16 protein-coding genes are annotated in these 14778 nt (G+C 58.3%); 7 read left to right on the top strand and 9 right to left on the bottom strand.

Annotated features, from left to right (window positions below; genetic code table 11):
* Positions 1 to 127: 127 nt before the first annotated feature.
* From ybgF to ACOYW1_RS13590, 7 genes are all read right to left on the bottom strand, one after another.
* Entirely contained in the window at positions 128 to 901 is a 774-nt protein-coding gene (gene ybgF / locus ACOYW1_RS13620) for a tol-pal system protein YbgF (protein ID WP_482423220.1), read from the bottom strand.
* Positions 902 to 1142: 241 nt separating this feature from the next.
* Positions 1143 to 2192 (bottom strand): protein translocase subunit SecF, encoded by a 1050-nt coding sequence (gene secF, locus ACOYW1_RS13615; RefSeq protein WP_482416041.1) that lies wholly within the window; start codon positions 2190 to 2192, stop codon positions 1143 to 1145.
* A 40-nt stretch (positions 2193 to 2232) separates the two neighbouring features.
* The gene (gene secD / locus ACOYW1_RS13610; protein ID WP_482423219.1) at positions 2233 to 2997 is read right to left on the bottom strand and encodes a protein translocase subunit SecD; all 765 of its coding nucleotides are present in this window, start codon (positions 2995 to 2997) and stop codon (positions 2233 to 2235) included.
* Complete coding sequence (locus ACOYW1_RS13605; protein ID WP_482423218.1) at positions 2969 to 3385, bottom strand: hypothetical protein; 417 nt, start codon at positions 3383 to 3385, stop codon at positions 2969 to 2971. Before ACOYW1_RS13605 ends, secD begins: the two co-directional genes overlap by 29 nt.
* Complete coding sequence (locus tag ACOYW1_RS13600) at positions 3372 to 3809, bottom strand: hypothetical protein (protein WP_482423217.1); 438 nt, start codon at positions 3807 to 3809, stop codon at positions 3372 to 3374. Before ACOYW1_RS13600 ends, ACOYW1_RS13605 begins: the two co-directional genes overlap by 14 nt.
* A 228-nt stretch (positions 3810 to 4037) precedes the next feature.
* Positions 4038 to 4346 carry a preprotein translocase subunit YajC gene (gene yajC / locus ACOYW1_RS13595; protein WP_180141616.1) on the bottom strand — a complete coding sequence of 103 codons (309 nt, stop codon included), beginning with the start codon at positions 4344 to 4346 and terminating at the stop codon, positions 4038 to 4040.
* 344 nt (positions 4347 to 4690) lie between these two features.
* On the bottom strand, positions 4691 to 6151 hold the full coding sequence (locus tag ACOYW1_RS13590) for an Rne/Rng family ribonuclease (protein WP_482416043.1): 1461 nt from the start codon (positions 6149 to 6151) through the stop codon (positions 4691 to 4693).
* An 869-nt stretch (positions 6152 to 7020) separates the two neighbouring features.
* On the opposite strand from ACOYW1_RS13590, the gene leuS reads away from it, so the two are divergent.
* Positions 7021 to 9609, top strand: a complete 2589-nt coding sequence (gene leuS, locus ACOYW1_RS13585) for a leucine--tRNA ligase (protein WP_482423216.1) — start codon at positions 7021 to 7023, stop codon at positions 9607 to 9609.
* 64 nt (positions 9610 to 9673) lie between these two features.
* Positions 9674 to 10192 (top strand): LPS assembly lipoprotein LptE, encoded by a 519-nt coding sequence (lptE, locus tag ACOYW1_RS13580; protein WP_482416045.1) that lies wholly within the window; start codon positions 9674 to 9676, stop codon positions 10190 to 10192.
* Positions 10193 to 10428: 236 nt separating this feature from the next.
* On the opposite strand, the gene rpsT is transcribed toward lptE, so the two are convergent.
* Positions 10429 to 10692: a 30S ribosomal protein S20 gene (rpsT, locus tag ACOYW1_RS13575; protein ID WP_482416046.1), complete on the bottom strand. Its 264-nt coding sequence runs from the start codon at positions 10690 to 10692 to the stop codon at positions 10429 to 10431.
* 494 nt (positions 10693 to 11186) lie between these two features.
* On the opposite strand from rpsT, the gene murJ reads away from it, so the two are divergent.
* Genes murJ through ACOYW1_RS13550 form a run of 5 tightly spaced genes read left to right on the top strand, consistent with a single transcriptional unit; the run spans position 11187 to position 14251 of the window.
* A complete protein-coding gene (gene murJ, locus ACOYW1_RS13570) occupies positions 11187 to 12764 on the top strand; it encodes a murein biosynthesis integral membrane protein MurJ (protein ID WP_482423215.1) in 1578 nt (525 codons plus the stop codon).
* Positions 12764 to 13060, top strand: coding sequence for an FtsB family cell division protein (locus ACOYW1_RS13565; RefSeq protein ID WP_482423214.1), 297 nt, complete (start codon positions 12764 to 12766; stop codon positions 13058 to 13060). The genes murJ and ACOYW1_RS13565 overlap by 1 nt, the downstream gene beginning before the upstream one ends.
* On the top strand, positions 13057 to 13296 hold the full coding sequence (locus ACOYW1_RS13560) for a tetratricopeptide repeat protein (protein WP_482416049.1): 240 nt from the start codon (positions 13057 to 13059) through the stop codon (positions 13294 to 13296). Before ACOYW1_RS13565 ends, ACOYW1_RS13560 begins: the two co-directional genes overlap by 4 nt.
* Complete coding sequence (locus ACOYW1_RS13555) at positions 13293 to 13778, top strand: rhodanese-like domain-containing protein (RefSeq protein ID WP_482423213.1); 486 nt, start codon at positions 13293 to 13295, stop codon at positions 13776 to 13778. Before ACOYW1_RS13560 ends, ACOYW1_RS13555 begins: the two co-directional genes overlap by 4 nt.
* Entirely contained in the window at positions 13775 to 14251 is a 477-nt protein-coding gene (locus ACOYW1_RS13550) for a MauE/DoxX family redox-associated membrane protein (protein WP_482423212.1), read from the top strand. The genes ACOYW1_RS13555 and ACOYW1_RS13550 overlap by 4 nt, the downstream gene beginning before the upstream one ends.
* 65 nt (positions 14252 to 14316) lie before the next feature.
* Here ACOYW1_RS13550 and ACOYW1_RS13545 read toward each other — a convergent pair whose 3' ends face one another.
* Positions 14317 to 14517 (bottom strand): cold-shock protein, encoded by a 201-nt coding sequence (locus tag ACOYW1_RS13545; protein WP_180141596.1) that lies wholly within the window; start codon positions 14515 to 14517, stop codon positions 14317 to 14319.
* Positions 14518 to 14778 lie beyond the last annotated feature (261 nt).

Here is a 14778-nt window from a genome sequence, read left to right as displayed (position 1 = left end):
ACCAACAGGGCGTGACGCGACGGGGCCGGGGGGAGCGTCGGTGGCCCGGCTCGGGCGCTTTGAACCCAAAAAGGGCGGCGCCGTCGGGCCGGGTCACAAGGGGGCGTTGTGTTTGGTGCGTGAACCCTTAGTTATCGTCCAGGGAATTGAGCGCTTTTTCCGCTTTGGCGCCCGACGGGGTGAAGGGGTGCTCCATGACCACCCGCTTCAGGTATTTTCTTGCGGATTCCTTGTCATTTAAAGCAAGGAACGAGTACCCGGTTTTGAGCAGGGCATCGGGGACTTTACTGCCTTTGGGGTATTTTTTCAGGAGTGTCCGGAACGAGCTGATGGCGGCCGAATAATTTCTCTCAGTATAGTGGATTTCACCGGACCAGTAAATGGCGTTGTCGGCCAGGTTGTCATTGGGCCATTTTTCCGCAACTTCCCGGAAAAGCAGGAGCGCCTTGTCATGGTTTCCCTCTTTCATGGCGGCAAAGGCGTCGGTGTAGGTTCGGCTGGCAAGGTTGCCCTTATCGGACTTTTTAGTCTTGGCAGGCACCGGAGCTGCCACCATGGCAGGAGTGGAGGACTCCTCGGTGATGGCAGGTGCCTTGACGGCGGGCTCGGCCGGGGCGATGGGCACCATGGGGGGCTCTGCGGGCAGGGGCGACGTTCTTTCCAGATCGGCCAGGGCTCGTTCGTGGCTGTCCACCATGAACTGCATGACCGAGAGACGGTGATGCATCTCGTTCATCTTCTGGCGGGTCTCCTGCAGCTCGCGGGCCAGGGTGGCTGTTCCGGGGTCGCGCCTGTGCTGAACCGTTTTGCACCCTGGGGCGACAAGAAGGGCAATGATGACTGCCGCTGCGGCGGATTTTCCGGGGAATCTGTCTCGTCTCTTGGCCGTTGCCTTCATCATCCGTGTATAAACTCCTGTGCAAATAAAAGTGGGGGGGCGGGTCGGCGTGCGACAAAGCACCCGGCGCCGGATTGCTGCATCTCTTTGGCGGGGGGTGCCCCAGGGATGCAGGCGGACAAAATATGTCAGAAAAAGCTACCAGAATGGATCGTGGAATGCAAAGCAAAAAGCGCCGCAGGGGAAGGGGAGGTGCCGCCGGCTGGGTGGCCCAGCCGGCGGAAGAGATGCGAGGTGTCGGTGATCAGTTCTCGTCTGTTTTCCAGGCCAGGAGAATGGGGCTGGCCACATAGATGGAGGAGTACGTTCCCGTGACAACGCCGATGATCATGGCAAAGGCGAAATCATGGATGACCCCGCCGCCCAGGACATACAGGGCCACCACCACCACCAGGGTGGTCAGCGAGGTGAGGATGGTGCGGCTCAGGGTCTCGTTGACGCTGCGGTTGATGATGAAGTCCAGGGGCTTTTTGGTGTACTTCTTCCCGTTTTCACGGATTCGGTCAAAGACGATGATGGTGTCGTTGAGCGAGTAGCCGATGATGGTCAGGAGTGCCGCCACGATGGGCAGGGTGAACTCGACGTCGAGCAGCGAGAAGATCCCCACCGTGATGGTGATGTCGTGGACCAGGGCGATGATGGCCCCCATGGCGTACTTCAGCTCCAGGTACCAGCAGAAGATGATGCTGATCACAAGGGCAAGGACAATGAGAAAGGGCATGCTCGAGCTGACAAAGGCGATGGACTGAAGCTGGGTTACCCCGTAGACCACGCCACCCAGGATGGCGGCCAAGGCTCCGGAGAGGCCCCATTTCAGTTCAAATCGACCCGAGATATAGATGATGATGAACAAAAGGGCGTAGAACATGGCCAGAAGGGCTTTTTGGCGCAGGTCCTTGCTGACCTGGGGGCCCACCATATCGAGGCTCAGGTCCTTGACTTCCACGCCGGTACTTTCGCCCAGGGCCTGCTTGACCTTGGGAGCAAAGCTGCTGTCCGTCATGAACGCCTGCTTGGTCCGGATCTGGAACTCATGGTCGCTGTCGCTGCCGAAACGCTGAACCGAAGCGCCTTCGAGTCCGGCGGGCTTGAGGCCTTTTTTGACGGCTGCGATGTCCACAGTATCGGTGAATTTGACCTGCACGGCGCTGCCGCCGGAGAAGTCGACGCCGTAGCGCGGCCCTTTGTGGATAAACAGCGAGATGATGCTGACGGCGATCAGGGTCAGGGAGACGCAGAACGCGATCTTCTTGACGCCGGTGAAGTTGATGTTGGTCTCTTTGATGAACTGCATTTGGGATATCTCCTCACTAAGGGCTAAATGCTCAGGGTTTTCACGTTCGCCTTCTGCAAGATGGAATCAAACAGCAGTCTGGATACCACAGGGTGAGACTGGAGAGGATACCGATGCCGAGGGTGACGGCAAAGCCTTTCACCGGTCCGGAGCCGAACTGGAAGAGGACCATGGCGGCGATGAGCGTGGTGACGTTGGCGTCCAGAATGGTGAGGGTCGCCTTATCGAAGCCCGCCTCCACGGCAGCCATGGGACTCTGGCCGAGGTTCAGCTCTTCTCGTATCCTCTCAAAGATGAGCACGTTGGCGTCCACGGCCATGCCGATGGTCAGGATAATGCCCGCGATGCCCGGCAAGGTAAGGGTCGCCTGAAAGGCGGCCAGCCCCGCTGCAATGAGCAGGACGTTGAGGATCAGGGCCACGTCTGCGATGAGGCCGGAACCTTTGTAATAAACAACCATGAAGACGATGACGGCCAGGCCCCCGATGAGCATGGACCAGATCCCCTTGCGGATGGAGTCGGCGCCCAGGGTGGGACCGACGGTTCGCTCTTCAAGGATCTTGACGGGGGCGGGGAGGGCGCCTGCGCGCAGGGCGATGGAGAGGACGCGAGCCTCTTCCATGGTGAACCCGCCGGTAATCTGGGCGCGTCCGCCGGCAATTCGGTCCCTGATAACCGGGGCAGAGTAGACGGTGTCGTCCAGGACGATGGCCAGCCGCTTGTTGATGTTGGCGCCGGTGATCTTACCGAAGATACGTGCCCCTTTGCGGTCGAACTCAATGGAGACGTAGGGCTCGTTGGTCATGTTGTCGAAAAGGATCCGGGATGGTGGAGTCCCCGGTGAGGAGGACGCGCTTTTTGATCAGCATGGGAGTGGATGATTCCACACCGCTGACGGGATCCTTGTGGACCAGATTGAGCAGCTCGCTTCCTGCCGGTGCATGGGAGGCCAGGGCTGCCTGCACATCCGCGTTTTCATCCACCAGGCGGAATTCAAGGATGGCTGTCTTGCCGATGAGGTCCTTGGCCGCTTTTGTGTCGGTGACCCCGGGAAGCTGGATGAGGATGCGATCGTCACCCTGCTTGCGGATGTCGGGCTCGCTGACCCCGAATTCGTCAATACGGTTTCGGATGGTCTCAAGGGCCTGGTCCGCGGCGAATTTTCTGACGCGCTCGGCTTCATCGGCTTTCATGGACAGGGTCACCAGGGTGATGCTGCCGTTTTCGGAGGTGTCGCTTATGGTTCAGCACATCAAAATCGTCGGCAATGATACCCCTGAAGGCCGTCAGGTCATCTGCAGAGAGGAGTTTGACGTGGAGCTTTGTGCTCTGGGGCACCAGGGTGACGCCCCTGTTTTTCATGGTGTGTTTGCGAAGGGCCTGGCGAATGTCGGATATCTTCAGGGACATGGCGTTTTCAACGGCCTTTTCGGTCTGGACTTCCAGAACCAGGTGCATACCGCCCTGAAGGTCGAGGCCCAGGTTGATCTTTTTGTGGGGCCATATCTCGGGCTCACTCGTCCCTTTAATGTACATGGTTGCCGTGGGAAGGATGTACACGGCAGCCATGATGATAACCACAAGAACCGCTATCAGTCTCCAGGATAGATTCTTCAATGGTGCTTCCTCTCAGCCCGATGGGTGTTGGTGATCGCGTGAAAACATGCTCAAGGTCAGGGTCTGGTTTTAAGCGGATTTCAACGAAAGAGTCACTGTCCCCTGGGTGCTCACTCTGGTAAAAGCTGTTCGAACAAGAAAGAATATAAAAGCACACAAGGCGCTCAGGGCACCTTATGTGCTTTTTATTCGCTATGGGGGCAATCGTGGATCAACGCGGCGGGCGGATCAGAGCTTGACGCTGATGTTGGCCCGGATCACCTTGATGTTCACCTTTTCGGCAATTTCAAGGGTGACCGTTGCATCATCCACCTTGACGATGGTGCCGTGGATGCCGCCTGAAGTGACCACTTTGTCGCCTTTTTTAACGGCGTTGATCATCTCCTGGTGCGCTTTGGCTTTTTTCTGCTGGGGACGGATCAGGAGAAAATAAAAAATGACGAACATCAAAATAAGGGGAACAAAGGCGGCAAAGCCTCCCTGCTGCCCTCCGGCGGCGCCCTGGGTTCCCATGGCGTATGCGGTGCTGGTGAACATGATACTCCTTTATATGGATCAAAGGGGTTTGTGTATGACGGCTTTGTGAAAAAGCCCTGTGCATGTCTGCATCGTCAGGACATGCACTCAATTTCTTATCTAGAACGGTCGTTGTCTTCGGCGACCGAAAAGGGGGACACCGGGTGCGGCGGTATCAATAAATCTGCACGATAAACCGCGTGTCCGGCCCTGCGCAAACTGCCCAACAGATACAGTAAAAGAGCCTCGGGTGTCAACACAAATGGGCTGTGGGGCGGCCCGCGACGGCCCCTCGGTGTGAGCCGAAGGGGGCCGCGGTTGCTTCTTTTTCGGCCGGTGCTGCAACGGATCGCTTTCCTGCGGGGTTATTCGCAGATGATCCGGCTGTCTCCATGGACCATGGACGCGTTGCCCTCAATGGCGATGGAGATGCTGCGTTTGATCTCGATGTCGAGGATCTCCGCACGCTTTTTGTTGAGGAGGTAGACGGCCACGTCCGGGGGCACGTAGCCCTTGGCAGTGGTGATGCCGTCCTTCAGGGTCTCCAGGCTCAGCTTTCGCAGGAAGGCCAGGGCCACGGTCTCCGTGGAGAGGATCATGCCCTTTCCCTTGCAGTGCTGGCAGGGGACCATGCTCCCGAATTCAATGGAGGGGCGGATGCGCTGGCGGGACATCTCCAGGAGGCCGAACCGCGAAATGCGCCCCACCTTGGTGCGGGCCTTGTCCGACTTCAGGTTCTCCTTGAGCTTGGCTTCCACTGCGCCCCTGTTTTTAGGCTCCTTCATGTCGATGAAGTCGATGACGATGAGGCCGCCCAGGTCGCGCAGCCTGAGCTGGCGGGCCACCTCTTCGGCGGCTTCCAGGTTGGTCATCAGGGCGGTCTGCTCGATGTTCTTCTTCTGGGTGCCTTTGCCGGAGTTGACGTCGATGGCCACCAGGGCCTCGGTCTGGTCGATGACAATGGATCCGCCGGAGTTCAGGGAGACGCGGCTCTCGAAAATGGAGGCGATCTGGTTTTCAAGCTGGTGCTTGGTGAAGATGGGCTTGTCGCCGGTGTAAAGCCGGGTCAGCTTTACGTGCTTGGGGGCGATGAGGCGAATGAACTCCTTGATCTCCTTGAAAGCATCCGGGTTGTCCACCAGAATTTCGGACACATCGTCGGTGAGGTAGTCCCGGATGGCCCGCACGGCCAGGTTCTTCTCTTTGAAGAGCAGGGACGGGCCGGGGGTGTTGGCTGCCTGTTTGTTCAGGTCTTTCCATACCTTGGTGAGGTAGGTGACATCCTTGGAGATCATGGTCTTGTTGCAGTTTTCCCCGGCGGTGCGGACGATGAGTCCGTAGCCGTCGGCCAGCTTGAGCTTGCCGATGATCTCTTTTAAGCGGTTGCGCTCCTTTTCGTCTTCAATCTGGCGGGAGACGCCCCGGTTGCTGCTTCCGGGCATGAGTACTGCGTGGCGGCCGGGCAGGGAGATGAAGGTGGTGAGCATGGCCCCTTTGTTCATGATGGGGTTCTTGGTCACCTGGACGATGAGCTCCTGGCCGCGCTTGATGAGCCGGGTGAGGTTTTTTTCGTGTTCACCGGTCTGCTGGAAGTACGAGTTGTGGATCTCCTGCTTTTGGAGAAAACCGTTTTTTTCGCTGCCGAAATCAACGAAGACGGCCTGAAGGCTTGGTTCAACGCGTGTGACCACGGCCTTGTAGATGTTGCCCTGGATGCTCTCGCGCGAGGTGGTCTCCAGGTGAAACTCTTCAAGGCGCGAATTGGTGACTTTGGCGATCCGGCACTCTTCCGGGTCAACCGAGTTGATGAGGATTTTACTTGTCATAGTAATGTGTTGTCCTTAGCGAACGTGAGATAGGGATCTGAAGAAGGAGCGGTACCCGGCAGGGCTCTGCGATGGGAATGTGGGTGCGCGGCAAGTTTGCCAAGCATAGTGGCCCTTGAAGCAGCTGACAGCCTCCAACCCGTTATCGTCTCCTCCATTGCGCCTGGTGGTGGAATATGCGGGATGGGTCTGCAGCGGGTAGCAACATCGTGCCGGAGCTCGTTACCGCTGACTCGGGTGGGTTTTTGGTCGTATGCAAACCAAAAAACGAAACGGTGGGCAGCTGCCTCTCCGGGGATGCTTCTGATCCGGTGGTTGTGATTTGTATGATGGCCTGCGAAGCGGCTTTCTCGACCTCTCTCAGCACGGGTGCGTTGCCCGCGGTGTCGGGTCGTGACTCAAGACGGAGGCATCATGATTTTGTGAAAAGACGCGAAATTGGTGAATGGCCGGCTCCATGGCTTTGATGGGGGCCGCCCTGCAATAAGGGGCTTCGACCGTTTCGAAGCCCGGTGTTCTTTTCACTGCCATCGATCGCTGCACAGGGCCGGGGAGCTGTATGCACCATGGCCCTCGCCATGTGCCCGCCGGTTGGTTGTCCCATAAGCAGCGTTCATGTTTGTTCTCATTAAATAGGGGATTGTCGGAGGCAAGTCAATATTAAACCTCCCGGGGCACAGGGGGCGGGGGGCCCGGTTTTTCCCGGCTGGACGGGGGCCAACGGGCTGCGTGGCAGGCCTTTTGCTTGCCATTTATCTATGATTATGGCATTTAAATTTGTTTGGCGCATTTGCGTTTGTTGGGAACCTTGCGCCCACGACTCTGAATCCACTTGCAATATCACACGCACTCTGGAGGTTTGAAATATAATGGAAGATAAGTATCTCCCGGACTCGATTGAGTCCAAATGGCAGCAGCGCTGGGCCGACGAAGGCTCGTTTCGGGTGGTCGAGGATCCTGAAAAAGAAAAGTATTACCTGCTGGAGATGTTTCCATACCCGTCGGGCAATATCCACATGGGGCATGTCCGGAACTACACCATCGGCGACGTGGTGGCCCGGTACAAAAAAATGCGGGGCTTCAACGTGCTCCACCCCATGGGATGGGATGCCTTCGGCATGCCTGCGGAGAACGCCGCCATCGACAACAACACCCACCCCGCCGCGTGGACCTATGCCAACATCGACACCATGCGCAGCCAGCTGAAGCGCATCGGGCTCAGCTACGACTGGGACCGAGAGATCGCCACCTGCACCCCGGAGTATTACCGGTGGGAGCAGTGGCTCTTTATCAAAATGGTCGAAAAGGGGATGGCATACCGCAAGGAGTCGTACGTCAACTGGTGTGAGTCCTGCCACACGGTACTGGCCAATGAGCAGGTGGAAAACGACTGCTGCTGGCGCTGCGGGGAAAACGTGCAGCAGAAAAAGCTCTGGCAGTGGTTTTTCCGGATCACCGACTACGCAGAGGATCTCCTGGTTCACTGCGACAAGCTCGACGGCTGGCCGGACAGCGTCACCACCATGCAGAAGAACTGGATCGGCAAGAGCGTGGGCTCGGAGGTGACCTTCGAGGTGGAAGGGGGCAAAGAGCCTCTCTCGGTCTTTACCACGCGCCCGGATACCCTTTTCGGTGCCACCTTTATGTGTCTGGCGCCGGAGCATCCCATGGTGGCGGCTCTTTCCAGGGGCACGGAGCAGGAAGAGGCCGTGGCATCCTTTGTGGACCGCATCCTCAAGCAGGAGCGCTCCAGCAAGGCCCTTGAGAACTACGAGAAAGAGGGGGTCTTCACCGGTGCTTACTGCATCAACCCCCTTACCGGGTACAAGATGCCCATTTATGCCGCCAACTTCGCCCTGATGGAGTATGGCACCGGGGCGGTAATGTCGGTTCCGGCCCACGACCAGCGTGACTTCGACTTTGCCCGCAAATACGGCCTGGAGGTGAAGGTTGTGGTGAGCCCCGAAGGGGAGGCTCTTGACGGCGCCACCATGGAAGAGGCCTATGCGGGTGCCGGCGTGATGGTGAACTCCGGCGAGTTCGACGGCATGGCCAATGCAGAAGCCAAAGAGGCCATCACCAACTCCCTGGAGGAGCGGGGCATCGGGAAGAAGACTGTTTCGTTCCGCCTGAGGGACTGGGGTGTGTCCCGTCAGCGGTACTGGGGAACGCCCATTCCCATGATCCACTGCGACAGCTGCGGTGCGGTGCCGGTTCCTGAGTCGGACCTTCCCATTGTGCTGCCCGAGGACGCCCAGCTTCTGGAGTCTGGAGGCTCTCCCCTGGGGGCCCTCGACTATTTCAATAAGGTGACCTGCCCCAAATGCGGCAACACCGAAGCGCGACGCGACACCGACACCATGGATACCTTTGTGGAGTCCTCCTGGTACTTTGCCCGCTACTGCTGCCCCGAGTACACCGAGGGCATGGTGGACAAGGAGAAGGTGGCCTACTGGATGCCCGTGGATCAGTACATCGGCGGCGTGGAGCATGCCATCCTTCACCTGCTCTACTCCCGTTATTTCACCCGGGTGATGCGTGATCTCGGGCTCGTTGAGTTCTCCGAGCCCTTTACACGGCTCCTGACCCAGGGCATGGTGACCAAAGAGACCCTGTCGTGCCCCAACCACAAGTGGGTGTTCCCCACGGATACCGAGAAGGCCGAAGACGGAAGTGTCGTGTGTAAACTCTGCGGGTCTCCCGTGGAGGTGGGGCGGGTCATCAAGATGTCCAAGTCCAAGAAAAACGTCATCGACCCCAATGTGCTCCTCAATCGCTACGGCGCGGACACAACGCGCCTCTTCTGTCTTTTTGCTGCTCCCCCTGAAAAGGACCTGGAGTGGAATGACGAGAGCGTCGAGGGATGCTTTAAGTTCATCGGGCGCGTGTGGCGCATCATTACGGGCAAGCAGGAGGCCTTTGCCGGTGTTGAGGCCTATCATGGTCCTGCGGCCGATCTTTCCGGCAAGAGCCGGGAGCTTTACACCAAGATCAACGCCACCATCAAGAAGGTGACGGATGACGTGGAAGGCAAGTTCCACTTCAACACCGCCATCAGCGCGGTGATGGAGCTTGTGAACAGCATGTATGCCGTGGACGGCGACGCGTCCCTGAGGCAGGATGTGATGAAGCGGGCGGCGGAGACCGTTATTCTTCTTCTCAACCCCGTGTCGCCCCATGTCACCGAAGAGCTCTGGACGAAACTGTCCGGCCAGGGGCTCCTCATGGATCAGCCCTGGCCCGAATACCGCGAGGATGCCCTTGTCTCCGACGAGGTGCTCATCGTGGTGCAGGTCAACGGCAAGCTGAGGAGTAAGTTCCAGGTGCCCGCAGGTGCCTCAAAGGACGAGGTCCAGGAGATGGCCCTTTCTGATGCGGCGGTGAAAAAGTTCATCGAGGGCAAAGAGGTCCGCAAGGTGATCGTGGTTCCGGGCAAGCTTGTCAACATTGTGGTTTAATCCTTGGCGGCCGTCCTTTCCCTGTGGGGACGGGCGGCCGCATCAGAAGTAGAAGGGAGTGTCCATGAAACGGGTTTTTGCATGGAAAACGGTGGCTGTGGCTCTGCTGGCGGCTGTTGCTGTGACGGGGTGCGGCTATCAACTTACCGGGAGGGGGACCCTTCCGGGCGGGGTGAGCGGCCTGTGCGTGGCGGTTCCGGAGAACCGGTCGGCCGATGTTCGCCTTGGTCCCATGGTGGCAAGCGCCGTGGTCTCCGAGGCCATTTCCGCAGGGGCGGATGCTGCTGTGGGGTGTACCGGGCGATCCGGCTCCCTCACCGGGGAGATTCGAACGGTCTCCACATCCACCATCACCCGAAACAGCGACGGGGACGGCACTGAAGAGCGCGTGACGATCACGGCGTCCTTCAGGCTTGCCGATGAGGACGGCGCGGTGATCTGGCAGCGGGCGTCGGTGACGGGGACGGAAACGTACAGCGTCACCCCCGGGTCGGACTCCACATCCTCCCGCAACGCGGCCCTTGACGAGGCGGCGGAAGATCTTGCGGAGAATGTCTGGGCAGGATTGACCCAGAGGTTCTAAGGGATGGCGATGCGCTGAAACAAAAAAACGGTCTCCGGCAGCCATGCCGGAGGCTTTTTTTGTGGCTTGTTGTGGTGAGAAGGCTTTTGGGAAGAGGGTGACCCGCAGGGACGGATCGAGCAGGCTGCTTTAGAAAATAAAAAAGGCCTTCCGGTATCTCGCGAGTGCTACCGGAGGGCCTTTTTATGTAAAGCGTGAAGACTTTGGTTCGCAACCGAAGCGGCTGCTGGCCTGTCTTAAGCTTGAGCGCCGTTGATGAGCTTGGTCAGGCGGGAGATCTTGCGTGCGGCAGTGTTGTTATGAATGACGCCTTTCTTGGCGGCGACATCAATCACTGATTTTGCCTTGTTCAGGACGTCCGTCATGTTCTCTGCCTTTTCGGCTTCTGCGGAACGAACGGCCTTAATGGCGTTCTTCATGCGGGTTTTGACCGCCATGTTGCGGATGCGCTTTTTTTCGTTCTGGATAGCTCGTTTTTTTGCCGATTTGTGATTAGCCAAGGACTTAACTCCTTTTATCGTCGAAAATTTTTTTACGGTGATGTTTCATTCCGTACCGGTTTGCCGCGTGCCTACCCTTTGTCCGGTGTGCCTGCAACGCATGTTGCCGGCCCGGCGGTAAGCGCACCGTGGATTGAAATGCCACCTGAAAAGATTGTGTGTTTTATACGGTACCGCGACAAATCAGGCGATTATTGGGAGAACGCCTCGCAAAAACGCCTCCGCAAACCTGTTCGTCACCATGTGCGCACGGGGTGGAAAGGGAGGAATGTCCTTTCCTGTCCATGGGTTACGGAACCGACAGTGATTTAACTTGGTAAAATTATAGTGTTTGATGGGGGGTGTCAAGGGAAAAAGTGGCTGACGGGCGGCTTACGGGCGCTTTATAGGGGTTGCCATGGCAAGGGGGTTTGGACTAAATGATAGGTCAGGGTCCCCGCGACCTGTCACAGGATGTTTCTCTCTTACGCTTATTTCAAACCGGATCGGAACGTATGTCGGAAAAAGGAAAGGTTACCCGGGCTGCGGGTATTGTCGGGAGCGCCACCCTGGTCAGCCGGGTTTTCGGGTATGTCAGGGATATGGTGACCGCTTACTATTTCGGGGCGGGTCCTCTGGCCGATGCTTTCATCGCCGCGTTTCGCATACCCAATATGCTGAGGCGCCTGTTTGCCGAGGGCTCGTTGAGCATCTCCTTTGTCCCGGTGTTTACCGAGACCCTGAGCCGGGACGGTCGCCAGGAGGCCTATCGCATGGCCGGGGCCGCCCTGCGCCTGCTCTCCCTGATTCTGGCGGTGGTGGCGGTGATCGGCGTGCTGGCGTCCCCCTGGATCGTCTCGGCCATTGCCGCAGGCTTTAAAGGAGACCCCGCCAAGTTCGAACTCACCGTGCTTCTGTCCCGGATCATGTTCCCTTATGTGGTGTTTATCTGCCTTGTGGCCCTGTGTATGGGGATCCTCAACGTGCTGGGCCATTTTGCGGCTCCGGCCCTGGCTCCGGTGGCCCTGAACCTTGCCATGATCGCCTCCCTTGTGGTGGGCGGGGTGGTGACTTCGGACGGAGAGACGCGCGTGATCTTTTTGGCCTGGGGGGTACTCCTTGGAGGGCTTCTCCAGCTGGGGATGCAGGTGCCGGTCCTGTGGCGACGGGGCTTTCAAGTGTTTAAACCGGGGCCCGTGTGGCATCCGGCCCTGGCCACGGTGGGGCGCCTGATGCTGCCTGCGGTCTTCGGGGCTGCGGTGTATCAGGTGAACATGTTCATCGGCACCATGCTGGCCTCCCTTCTGGATACGGGGAGCATCACCGGCCTGTATTATGCGGATCGCCTGGTGCAGTTTCCCCTGGGAGTCTTTGCCATCTCCATCGGCACGGCCGTGCTTCCGTCTCTCTCCCGCCAGATGGCAGACAAGGATCTTGCCGGGGTGGCCGAGACCTTCAGCTTCGGGTTGCGTTTCACCCTGTTTATAACCCTTCCCGCCACGGCGGGGCTGGTGGTGCTGAGGCATCCCCTCATCGCCCTTCTCTTCGGTCGGGGGGCCTTTGACGCTGCGGCTGTTGCCCTGACGGCCGATGCCCTGCTCTATTATGCGGTGGGGCTCTGGGCCATCTCCTGCGTGCGGGTGACGGTTCCCCTTTACTATGCATTCAAAGATACCCGCACCCCGGTTCAGGTAGCTGTTGCGGCCATTGCCATGAATATCGCCCTGAGCTGCCTGCTCATGGGGCCCATGGCCCATCGCGGTCTGGCCCTTGCCGTCTCTCTGTCATCCATGGCCAATTTTCTCCTTCTGGTGTTTCTGCTGGTCAAACGGGGAATGGTTCAATTAGACTATGGATCCATCCTGGTATCGGTGGCCCGGAGCGGCGTGGCCTCCCTGATCATGGGCGGTGTTGTGTGGCAGGGGCTCGTGTGGCTGGCGCCCGACGGGGGCTACACCTTTGTTTCGGCGGCTGTCTCAACGGCCTTCGGGGTTGTAGCCGGGGTTGGCGTCTACTTCGGGGCGGCCCGTTTGCTCAAGAGTCCGGAGCTGCTGACGGTTCAACAGATCATCAACAGGAAAAGGGGGCGTTAGTGGGAGGCAGGGAAAAGATTGTCTGCGGTGGGCTTGCGCTGGCGCTGATCGCGCTGCTGGTTCCCCTGGTGTTTATGCAGTGGGGCTTTCTCGATCTCAACGAGAGGCAGAAGGAGCTTGCGGACCGGCGGGCCGAGAACCGGAGCATCGCCGAAGAGAACCGCAACTTGGAAAAGGAGATCAGGCGCCTGAACCATGACCCGGCGTACCTGGAGTTCATCGCACGAAAAGAGCTGGGCATGGTGGCGGAAGATGAAATTGTCGTGAAATTTCACGGAAAGGATGCTGCAGAGTGAGCGAACCTGTGATGACGCGGACCCTGGCCGATCTCTACCTGGCACAGGGGCATGTGACGGAAGCGCGCGATGCCTACGCGCTTCTTCTCTGTCGATTCCCCGATGACGAGGAGGTGGCGCGCGGACTGAAAACGGCCCAGGCCCGCGTGACCGAAGCCAAGAAGGCCCGGCTCTTCCGGTTGAAGGATGAGTGGGTGGGGCTGGCCCAAGCCGCCCGGGGAGGCGAGACACCATGAAGTACCTGATTCGAATGGTGGTGCTGCTGGTTGCTTCAACCGGCGTTGCCCTGGTGTGGAACGCCTTTTCCCCTGACGGTATTCCCCTTGTGGGGCAGTGGAACGCCGAGGAGGGGGTGGTGACCCCCGCACCGGAATCAGACGAAGAGGATCTTATTGTCCAGACCGTGGATGAAGCCCGCGGGCTCTGGGACGATGGGGTTGTCTTTGTAGATGCCCGGAACACGGAGAGTTACCTGGAGGGACATATCAAGGGCGCGGTCACCCTGTCCGTGTATGAGTTCGATGCCCTGTTGTTTGATTTTATCGATGCGTATCCCTTCGAGACCCGGCTTGTTACCTACTGCTCGGGGCGGCTGTGTGATGAGAGCCACCGGCTGGCAACGATGTTGAGGGAGCTGGGCTACACGGATGTGCGCATATTTGCCGACGGGCTGCCGGCCTGGTCGGCGGCCGGTTTGCCGGTGGAGGAGGGGCGATGACGGGCATGACTGAAACCTCGGGGCGGAGAGCCGCCTTTCTGGCGATGGCAGAGCTTCTGTGCCGGTGGGTGCTTGGGGGGCTGTTTATTTACGCCGGGGCGCAGAAGATTGCGGACCCTTACGGATTTGCCAAGACCGTTTTCGGCTACGGGATCCTTCCGGGAGAGCTGGTGAACATCACGGCCATCGTGTTGCCCTGGATTGAGGTGCTGGCGGGGGGCACGCTCCTTGCCGGGGTGTGGCCCGTCTCATCGGCCGGGGTGATTTCAGGGCTGCTCCTGCTGTTCCTGGTGGCCCTTGTGGCCAACATTGCCCGGGGCTATACCTTTGATTGCGGGTGTTTCGGCTCCGGCGGGGAGGAAACCACGGGTTGGGGGACGGTCTTTCGTGATCTGGCCATGCTGGTGCCCGCAGCTGGCGTGGTTTTTTTTAAGGGGCAAAGGCGCTTCTGCCTGTTCGGCGGGGGGGGCTGATGACGGTGCGGCGTCGGAAGCCTGATGCCTGGCTGGTTGGGTGATTTTTTCAGAAGGGGGGAGTGTCAGGCTTTGACCACATTGCGGGCACTCGGGCCCTTGTCGGTCTCTATGATTTCAAAATTGACGAGGTCTCCCTCGGTCAGTGTTTTGAAGCCTTCCATGGTGATCTCGGTGAAGTGAACAAAGACGTCTGAGCCGCCGTCTAATTCAATGAATCCAAATCCTTTCTTGTCGCTGAACCATTTTACTTTTCCAGTAACCAAAACCAAATCTCCTTTTAAAAATCTACATCATTCAAGGGTCACACGTTGGGGTGAGTATGGTGGTCAGGGTTGTGAAGAATGCCTATGTCTTGTGATGCATAGGTAATAAAATAATTACTCTTAAATAACCACGAAGACAAGATGTTTACAACAGATTTTTTAAGAGTGGCGTTGTTTTCGCTATGGGAGCAATTTGAAGAGAGGAATTGACATGTGAGCATATGGTTCAGGATATGCTCACATATTAAGTTATTAGGGGGC

The organism is Desulfoluna sp. CYM3A (assembly GCF_056829965.1).
Note: the sequence above shows the minus strand (reverse complement) of the source record. Positions and strands in the feature narration are given on the sequence as shown.